Origin of the sequence: Glaciecola sp. MF2-115 (assembly GCF_047250385.1) — a bacterium.
Classification (GTDB): domain Bacteria; phylum Pseudomonadota; class Gammaproteobacteria; order Enterobacterales; family Alteromonadaceae; genus Glaciecola.
Window position 1 is genome coordinate 164,392 of the sequence record NZ_JBLBVM010000052.1, and the last position, 8,664, is coordinate 173,055.

7 protein-coding genes are annotated in these 8,664 nt (G+C 39.8%); 3 read left to right on the forward strand and 4 right to left on the reverse strand.

Translation table 11 applies throughout. From position 1 onward, the window contains the following. Positions 1-96: 96 nt before the first annotated feature. Complete coding sequence (locus tag ACKLNX_RS10940) at positions 97-1,833, forward strand: EAL domain-containing protein (RefSeq protein ID WP_412972390.1); 1,737 nt, start codon at positions 97-99, stop codon at positions 1,831-1,833. Between the two features lie 59 nt (positions 1,834-1,892). Here the strand turns inward: ACKLNX_RS10940 and sthA are convergent, their stop codons facing one another. Then, entirely contained in the window at positions 1,893-3,311 is a 1,419-nt protein-coding gene (sthA, locus tag ACKLNX_RS10945; protein WP_412972391.1) for a Si-specific NAD(P)(+) transhydrogenase, read from the reverse strand. Positions 3,312-3,400: 89 nt separating this feature from the next. Further along, on the reverse strand, positions 3,401-4,534 hold the full coding sequence (locus tag ACKLNX_RS10950; protein WP_412972392.1) for an acyl-CoA desaturase: 1,134 nt from the start codon (positions 4,532-4,534) through the stop codon (positions 3,401-3,403). A gap of 112 nt (positions 4,535-4,646) precedes the next feature. On the opposite strand from ACKLNX_RS10950, the gene fabR reads away from it, so the two are divergent. Beyond that, positions 4,647-5,246 (forward strand): HTH-type transcriptional repressor FabR, encoded by a 600-nt coding sequence (gene fabR / locus ACKLNX_RS10955; protein WP_412972393.1) that lies wholly within the window; start codon positions 4,647-4,649, stop codon positions 5,244-5,246. 3 nt (positions 5,247-5,249) lie between these two features. Here the strand turns inward: fabR and trmA are convergent, their stop codons facing one another. Next, positions 5,250-6,341 carry a tRNA (uridine(54)-C5)-methyltransferase TrmA gene (gene trmA, locus ACKLNX_RS10960; RefSeq protein WP_412972394.1) on the reverse strand — a complete coding sequence of 364 codons (1,092 nt, stop codon included), beginning with the start codon at positions 6,339-6,341 and terminating at the stop codon, positions 5,250-5,252. Positions 6,342-6,464: 123 nt separating this feature from the next. Between trmA and ACKLNX_RS10965 the strand changes: the two genes are divergently transcribed. Further along, positions 6,465-7,700, forward strand: coding sequence for a DUF5610 domain-containing protein (locus ACKLNX_RS10965; RefSeq protein WP_412972395.1), 1,236 nt, complete (start codon positions 6,465-6,467; stop codon positions 7,698-7,700). A gap of 34 nt (positions 7,701-7,734) precedes the next feature. On the opposite strand, the gene ACKLNX_RS10970 is transcribed toward ACKLNX_RS10965, so the two are convergent. After that, positions 7,735-8,247, reverse strand: a complete 513-nt coding sequence (locus ACKLNX_RS10970) for an RNA recognition motif domain-containing protein (RefSeq protein ID WP_412972396.1) — start codon at positions 8,245-8,247, stop codon at positions 7,735-7,737. Positions 8,248-8,664 lie beyond the last annotated feature (417 nt).

The following is an 8,664-nucleotide window of genomic DNA, read 5'->3' on the forward strand; positions in this document are numbered from 1 at the left end:
CAGCATTTACTGCTGGTTTTTTGTACGAATCTCCCTATAGTAGAAACCTTATTGAACGCTCGCTTTGAAGATCAACTTTTGGGGGTTAGTGATTTTATGTTGGCAAACGAAGAGCTGATATTAGGTTTAGAAGCAATCAATTCAAAAGCTACAGGCTTTGACTCTAGCGCCTCCGTTACTGACTATCTCAATTCGCAGCTAAGCAAAATTAATGAAATCTGTGGTTTGGCCGGCGGTGCTTTTTGTATTTCTAGAGCTGGTCATTTGATTGGAAAAGACAGTGATGACTTGTATGTCATCGGTGCAATCAATCGCTTTCAGGCGATTCTAAGAAAGCAGGCCTTGCCAAGTTTACCAAAAAAGTTAGCAAAGCTAACGCAGCACTGTCTCAAATCGAAAAGCCACTACTACCTTTCAAGTGATAATCTACTGTATCTGAATTATTCAGGGCTTGAATCAGTTGTCTATTTCGAATCTGAAACAGCACTAGATTATACGTCTCAAAAAATCGTGGAAACACTTGCTTCGCAAATAGCTATCGGCCTAGACAACGTAAATTTATTTCAAAAATTAAAACGGACATCGTTCAATGATTGGCTAACTCATTTACCTAATCGAAATGAGTTCATTAATTTAATTAGCATCATGAAAATAAACTCAAGTGTTAGGCAAAACCTTGCTTTAGTCGACCTAAGCCACTTTTCTGATGTGAACGATGGATTGGGTCAGGATATTGGAAATTCATTGTTAGTAGCGGTAGCAACAAGGCTTGCAAGTTCTGTCGGAGAAAACATCAAAGTAGGCCGGATAAGTGGGGATGTCTTCGGCATTATTGGCGATGCCAGGTTTGTTGACCCCAATATTATTAATGACTTGTTTGTGCAGCCTTTCATAGTCAGTGAGCACGCTCTCAAGTTAAATATAAACATTGGTTTTTGCAAAATTCAACATGATGTTGATGCCATTTATCAACTTAGATGTGGCAATGTAGCTTTGAATCATGCAAAAAAGAGTATTTCCACAAATTGGGTTTTTTATACTCCCGCAATGGATGAAGAAATCCGCGAGCGATTAGACATAATTCGCAACTTGCAAAGAGATTTTGAGCAAGAAAAACTCGAGGTTTGGTATCAGCCTCAAATTGATCTCATCAGTGAAAAAACGATAGGCGTAGAAGCACTGTTACGTTGGCGCGACGGAAGTGGAGAGTTCCTGTCGCCCGAGATTTTTGTTCCTTTAGCTGAATATTCAGGATTGATTGTTGAAATTGGGAAATGGGTACTAGCAGAGTCAGTGCGTAGGCTTAAAATCTTGATTGCCGATGGCCGAGCAAATATTCGAATGGCGGTGAATGTTTCTGTGCTGCAGTTCAGAGATCCTGACTTTGTCGATTATGTTAAATATATTATTGATTTACACGATATTCCACCGCATTTACTGGAGTTGGAAATTACTGAGTCGGTTGTTATGGATGAACCGGAAATTGTGATCCGAGCGTTGGATAAATTAAAGGAATATGGAGTATTGATCGCTATTGACGATTTTGGAACGGGGTTTTCGTCAATGAGTTATATTCAAAAGCTCCCATTAGATCGGCTTAAAATTGACCGTATATTTGTTGAAAACATTGATACAGAGAAGGATTCATTTATTGCTCAAGCAATTGTGAATCTTGGTAAGCAGTTAGGACTGACGACAATTGCTGAAGGTGTTGAAAATAGAGCTCAGGCAAGCAAAATGCTTAAGTTAGGGACAGATGAAGCGCAGGGATTTTTGTTCGCCAAAGCATTACCTTTCAAAGAACTGAAAGACTTTTTGAGTGTGAATGGGTAAATGATCAGGGGATCAGAAATCTCAGGAAGCAGAGATTTCTGTTTTCTTCCCTTGTTTAATTAGAAGACTCGATTCAATCCATTAAGTGCGGCGACTCTATAAGCTTCCGCCATGGTAGGGTAGTTAAATGTGGTATTTACAAAATACTCTATGGTATTGCCAGGACCGTCTTGCTGCATAATAGCCTGACCGATATGCACAATCTCTGAGGCACGCTCACCAAAACAATGTATACCAAGGATTTCTTTTGTTTCGCGATGAAACAACAATTTCAAACTACCAACAACAGTGTCTGCTATTTGAGCGCGAGCTAAATGTTTAAACTGTGCGCGACCCACTTCATAAGGAATTCGCAATTCAGTGAGTTCTTGTTCGGTTTTTCCGACGGAACTAATTTCTGGCAAGGTATAAATACCAGTAGGAATATCTTCAATGAGCGCTTTATGACAAACACCAGAGAGCATCGCTTCTGCTGCAAAACGACCTTGATTATAGGCTGCTGAAGCTAAACTTGGATAACCGACAACGTCGCCAACAGCATAGATATTTTCAACTTCAGTTTGGTAATTAGCATTCACTTTAACTTGCCCTCTGCTATCAGCTTTTAAGCCAACATTTTCGAGTTTCAATTCTTTCGTGTTACCAGAACGACCGTTTGCGAATAACAGACAATCTGCCCTCATTCGTTTACCAGATTTTAGGTTTAAAACCACATAATCATCGTGAGTTTCAACCGATTCATACTCTTCATTATGCCTAATCACTACACCGTTGTTCCACAAGTGATAGCTCAGTGCGTCAGAAATTTCCGTATCCAAGAAAGACAAAAGCCGATCTCGCATGTTGACTAAGTCAACTTTCACGCCCATCCCACGGAATATAGAGGCGTACTCACTACCTATGACTCCGGCACCATAAACGATTATTGTGCGAGGGTGATGTTGTAATGAGAGTAAAGTGTCACTGTTATAAACGCGCGGATGAGTGAAATCTATGTCCGTTGGGGTGTATGGGCTGGAGCCAACAGCAAGAACGAACTGCTTGGAAGTAATTGTTTCAATAGACCCATCATTTCGACTGATACTCAGCGTGTTCTTATCAACAAAACTCGCTTCACCTGTTATTACAGGAACATTGTTACGCTCATAAAATGAAGAGCGTAATCTAGATTGTTTGCGTATAACACCGCTGGCATGTTGCATGATGTCAGCAAATGTCAGGCTTCTGGTTGTGTTGTTATCGTTAAACAATGGGTTTTGATTGTATTCAACCAAGCGACTTACGGAATGTCGTAAAGCCTTGGATGGAATAGTGCCCCAATGCGTGCAACCACCGCCAACCGATTCGTAGCGTTCGACAGCTGCTACTCTTTTGCCTGCTTTCGACAACTGCATTGAAACACCCTCACCAGCTGGTCCGGTACCGATGACAACTGCATCGAAATCAAAGGCTTGTTTTTTACTTTTTTTGCTTGGCATAAGGTCTTCTCAATGTGTTTACAATAGTTTATCAATAATTAAGAAATAAAAAAGGATGCCGTAGCATCCTTGTTCATTTATTTTATAGACTAAGCCGTCTGAGGTTCTAAATAAAAGGAGTACATTGTACGCCATTTTTGCTTTTGAACCTCTAAAGTATGCTTCAATTCTTTGTATTTAAAATCTAGCTCTAAGCGCTCATAGCTCGCTTTAAGATTTTTCTTCTTCATATTTACCAAACGTTTCTTTGTTGCATAATATTCAGCCATGCGATGCATCAAAACGTCGTATTCATGCTGAATTTTCGCAGCAATTTCTTCTGCATTTGGTAACGCTATTGCTCTGTCGTGAGCATATTTTAACTGCATTTCTAGTTTTGCTTTCTCAATACGCTCTTCAGGGCAGGTTCTGAGTTTCGAAGTTAAGCCCACATATGACAAACTTTTGATCAACCATTTGGTAGGATCAAACTGCCACCATTTCACGCCGTTTCTGTAGTCGTATTCGAAGATGTGATGGAAGTTATGATAACCCTCGCCAAACGTGAAGAAGGCTAAAATGCCATTGTCTCTGGCAGAGTTTTTGTCGGTGAAAGGACGTGAACCCCACATGTGAGCGAGAGAGTTAATGAAGAACGTGACATGGTGCACTAGCACAAGTCGGGTGACGCCAGCTAGTAAGATCATGCCCAAAATGCTACCGTTCAACCAACCCAACAGCGCTGTAATTCCAAAGTTAGAGATCAACACAATAGGCAAATAATATTTATGTTGCCACATGACTATTTTGTCTTTTTGTAAGTCTTTACAATTTTCGTAATCGGAATATCGAGTCGCTTGGTATTCTCTCAGCATCCAGCCAATATGAGAAAACCAAAAACCACGTTTCGCGGAATAGGGGTCTTTATCATTCACGTCTACATGTTTGTGATGCACGCGGTGATCGGAAGACCAATGTAATATACTATTTTGCAATGTCATTGCACCACCGACAGCTAGAATAAAACGTACAACAGGGTGTGCATTGTAAGTCTTGTGCGACCAAAGGCGGTGATAGCCAGCTGTAATCGACATGCCAGTAAAGTAGAAAAGGAAGATGGAAATACCTATTTCGAACCCGTCGAATCCGTAGGTGAGTGCCCAAATTGGTGTCCCTACCAATGCTATTAATGTAAGAACACTAAAAACCAAAATGTTGGTTAATATGATGGGTGGTTTGTTCAAGAGTTGCCTTAAAAGTTCAGCTTACAAGTGTACGCTAATCTAACTTTTGTTGACCTATTTGGCAAGAAATAAAGTTCTTAAATTCTCAATTTATGTTGTACCCTATGCACATATGAATAGACAAGAACAAAAACTCCAAACTAGACAACGCATTGTAGATGCGGCTTTTAGCTTATTGGACGAAGACAAAAGCTTATCGGCTATGAGCTTACGCGAGGTTGCTCGTGAAGCTGGAATTGCGCCTACATCCTTTTATCGACACTTTAGCGATATTAATGAGTTGGGTCTAACACTTGTAGATGAGGCTGGATTAGCATTACGCCAGTTAATGAGGCAAGCTCGCCAGCGTTTTGAAGCAGGTGGTGGCGTGATTGATATCTCGGTTGATACTTTTATGGAGTTTATTACCGACAATAAGAACGTATTTCGCCTCTTATTGCGCGAACACACTGGGACATCTGCTGCTTTTCGAGCTGCTGTGGCAAGAGAAATTCAACATTTTACTGAAGAACTGAGTGATTATGTTGTTTTACAGCTTCGCTTGCCTCGGCACATAGCCACAATGCAAGCAGAAGCGATGGTCAAATTGGTCTTTAGTGCAGGTGCAGAAGCACTAGATACGGATAAAATCTCAGTTGCGGAAACCGCTAAACGAGTGAAAGTACAACTTCGATTTATTCAATTAGGTGCGGTGCAATACTCTCTTCGCTAAAGCTTAACGTTTCACTAAATACACACCACTTTCGATATGTTCCGTAAAGGGAAACTGATCAAACAAAGCTGCGCGCCTAACATCATGAGTTTTATGTAACTTTTCCAAATTTTCGGCAAGCGTTTCAGGATTACATGAAATATAGACAATGTTTTCGAACTGCTGAATCAACTCAATCGTTTTATCATCGATGCCCGCGCGAGGTGGATCGACAAGTACCGTTGAAAAGTCGTACTGGCCTAAATCGACATCTCTTAGGCGATGAAATTCACGAACGCCAGTCATAGCTTCAGTAAATTCCTCGCTTGAAAGTCGAACAATCGTGAGATTTTCAACATTGTTCATTTCAATGTTAAATTGCGCAGCGCTCACCGATGATTTAGATATCTCAGTTGCCAGCACATTTCTAAAGCAACTGGCCAAAGGCACTGAAAAGTTACCCGAGCCACAATATAGCTCAAGTAAATCTCTCTCTGTTTCACTGGCTTGGGCCATAGACCATTCGATCATGTGGCAGTTAACTCGTGCATTTGGTTGCGTGAAACTATTTTCTATTTGTTTAAATTTGTATCTTTCGCCTTTGATGCTCAGTTCTTCAATAACATAATCGTTTTCCAATACCACTTTCTGTTTTTTTGAACGGCCAATAAAGCTAATTTTCAAATCTTTCGGTAGTGAATCTTTTAAGCGCTTAATTTCAGCTTCCCATGTTTCATCTAATGGTTTGTGATAAACCAGCGTGATCAACAGTTCATCAGTTAAGGTGCTCAAATAATCAACTTGGAATAGTTTGCGACGCAATATCTCATTGCCTTTGAAAGCCTCATTCATCAAATTCATACCGACATTGATTATTTCGCTTGCAGCTTCCAATTGATCGACGCGATATTGCTCTTTATTCACCTTGTCGAACATGATGTGGTAAGTATCTAAGCCGTCATGCCAAATCCGAAACTCTGCTCTCATCCTAAAATGGTGTGGTTGAGACGCATAAATATCAATATCTGAATCATAAAAAGAAGAGAGTAAGTTTTTGACTCTATTCGTTTTTTCATCAAGTTGTAGTTGATATTTTTCGGAGATATTTTCTGACATGAATAACCTAAATGTTGATTGTAGAGAGTGAATTGTAAAGTTTTTTAAAAATTTACCAAGTTAAAGCTAAAGGTTTTATTTTCACGTGCCGATAAGGGTGTTGAGGATAGAGAGGTATTTGCAATGAATTTAGGTGAAATTAAGACAGTTCCAACAGAGCAGCCAAAAGTGGTTCGCCCTGATGTCGCACTCAACAAACAACTGCAACAAGACGGATTGAAGCAAGCTAAAGAGCTTCAACAGTCTTTTGCAAATGCAAATCAAGATATTTCGGACAATCGAAAGGTGGCTGCACGCGTTCTAGGTGTGTCTATTAGCCAGACTTTAACGATTGAAGGGCGAACGTCCGATGTCACTTCAAAAACTGAAGATGATGAGATGAAGGTCAAAAAGCCTCTCTTTGATTTTGAAGAGGTGGCTCGCAATGTTCTCAACTTCGTGGGCAGCGTTATCAAGAAGGCCGCTTCAGATGGTGCGCCTGATGACAAACTGAATTCTTTATTCGAACAAGCTAGATATGGTGTATCAAAAGGTATCGAACTTGCTGAAGAAGAGCTTGGTGCAAACGCGACTGAAGAAGTCAAAGAAGGTATAGCAAATAGCAAAGCGTCTATCTTCGATGGTATTCAAAGGCTCGAAAACAAAATTTTCGATAAGAGCGAGAAGAGCGGTGAGCTTAGTGGAGAATCATTGTCACTTCAAAAAGCAGAGCTAAGTGAGTTTTCTGTTCGCACTAGAGACGGAGATGAGGTTCAAATTCGTTTTGGTCTCAGAGAAAATACAAGTAGAGAAAGTTTTAGTTCTGAAAATGGTGACTCACAAACGAGCTTGATTTATCAGCAAACGACCAATTTTTCACTTCAGGTGAAAGGTGATCTGGATGAAGATGAGCTGAAAGCCATTGGTGATTTGGTCGCGCAAGCAGATGATGTAGCAAATACTTTCTACCGCGGTGATATTGAACAGGCATATAATCAAGCCTTGGAAATTGGCTATGACAATACTGAGTTAGCGAGCTTTGCTTTACAGCTTACCAAAGTAGAGAGCTCACAGAAAATACAAAAGTACGGTGAAGTTCAACAATACTCTGAGAAACCGAGTGCTGACCTGAAGTCTCCGAAAGCTGTTGCGCAATACTTGAATAAAGTCTTAGATGGACTGAATCAGGCAACGGAGCAATTAGGCTCGGCAGAAGACTTTAAATCAGTCATTAATAGTTTAGTGAATGAGTTGAAGGATGTTCAGGTGCCGGACATCTTAAGTGCAATCAATAGATTTCATACCTTCAATGCCAAACTCTTGGAAGGCTTAAATATTGAAGAACAAACTGAAGCTCGAAATGAAAAGCCCGCTGAATAGCGGGCTTTTTAGTTGTTTCAAAAAGTATTAAAAACTAAGCCACTTTATCCTTAGCGGGTCTTACTTTTATTGTTCTTTCTTGGAACTCTGAATCATTTAGCTTTTCTATCATTGAATCAGCTTCATGTGCAGCGACCTCAACAAACCCGAAACCTTTACGTTTACCAGTTCGTTTATCTTTCATTAATCTTACCGATCTAACATAGCCAAAGCTTTCAAAATGTTCTTTTACTATTTGTTCGTTAGCACGATAAGGCAGATTACCTACGTATAAAGTGGAAACGTCTTCATCAGAAACGTCATCACTTGATACAGATGAACTGCTTGCTTCGTATGATGCAGATGAAGAGACATTAGTAGAAGCTTTAGTTTTAGTCATACTGCTTAATATAAATATTAGAACAGCATTAAGAATAACCCCAACTGAAAACATCGACTTTTCAATACTTGTTGATCCCTCACCAAGTAATTGACCTGCGATAAAAAAGCCAATCACAGCCAACATGATTGAAGCCACGAATAAAAGTGGCGCTTTAACGGATACCATAACCTTTCCTTCTCTTATTTTTGTTAATGTTATGTAAAAGGCACCTACAATATGACGCTTTTATAAAATTTTTGCCAGTAATCTATTCATTGAAAGGTGTTTTTATTATTTTTTGTTTGTATTTTAGACGAATTGAGCACTAATAGAGCAAGTGAACGAGCCAAGGCTGTTTTTATCACTTTTTTTGACAAAAACACTTGAACATATTTTTTTTATCTCTAAAATGCGCGCTCTGTTCAAGGGAGGCAGCCAAACATTAGTCTGTAGCGTCACCAGAACGATTAGCTTTAGTATACTTTGCATTGGTTTTATATAGCCTCAAAGCTAAGCAATAAATTCAAAGAAAAATCTAAAAACGCTTGACGATAACACTGGTGCAGGTAGGATGAACGTCCCGCTTGAGGCGGTACTTTAAGT

Excerpts from the sequence above, each read along its gene's own strand:
- ACKLNX_RS10940 (WP_412972390.1), top strand. The coding sequence starts at position 97 with ATGTTGGCAAACGAAGAGCTGATATTAGGTTTAGAAGCAATCAATTCA.
- sthA (WP_412972391.1), bottom strand. The coding sequence starts at position 3,311 with ATGCCAAGCAAAAAAAGTAAAAAACAAGCCTTTGATTTCGATGCAGTT.
- fabR (WP_412972393.1), top strand. The coding sequence starts at position 4,647 with ATGAATAGACAAGAACAAAAACTCCAAACTAGACAACGCATTGTAGAT.
- trmA (WP_412972394.1), bottom strand. The coding sequence starts at position 6,341 with ATGTCAGAAAATATCTCCGAAAAATATCAACTACAACTTGATGAAAAA.
- ACKLNX_RS10965 (WP_412972395.1), top strand. The coding sequence starts at position 6,465 with ATGAATTTAGGTGAAATTAAGACAGTTCCAACAGAGCAGCCAAAAGTG.
- ACKLNX_RS10970 (WP_412972396.1), bottom strand. The coding sequence starts at position 8,247 with ATGGTATCCGTTAAAGCGCCACTTTTATTCGTGGCTTCAATCATGTTG.